The following is a 267-nucleotide window of genomic DNA, read 5'->3' on the forward strand; positions in this document are numbered from 1 at the left end:
AAATCAGGGAAAACTTAAAGAGCGTGTATGATGGTGAATTAAAGATGAATGTTGTGGATTTGGGGGTGATTTATGATATTGAGGTTGGGGAAGGACGGAGTGGAAGAATTGTGATGAGGTTGAGGACTGGAGGCTGTCGTTTGCATGAGAGCATTGGGAGGGGAATTAAGTATTGTGTTGAGGGAATGGAGGAAATTGAGGAGGGTGATGTGGAATTGAGATGGGAGGGTGGGTGGGGAGGTGAGGGGATGAGAGAGGATGGAAAAA

General features: G+C 46.1%; 1 protein-coding gene. It reads left to right on the forward strand.

Annotation, left to right across the window (positions count from 1 at the left end; genetic code table 11):
* The coding region (locus tag FS736_RS23765; RefSeq protein WP_144481555.1) for a metal-sulfur cluster assembly factor at positions 1-267 on the forward strand (267 nt) is incomplete at both ends.

This window comes from Cytobacillus oceanisediminis 2691, from assembly GCF_007678455.1.
GTDB lineage: Bacteria > Bacillota > Bacilli > Bacillales > Cytobacillaceae > Mesobacillus > Mesobacillus oceanisediminis_A.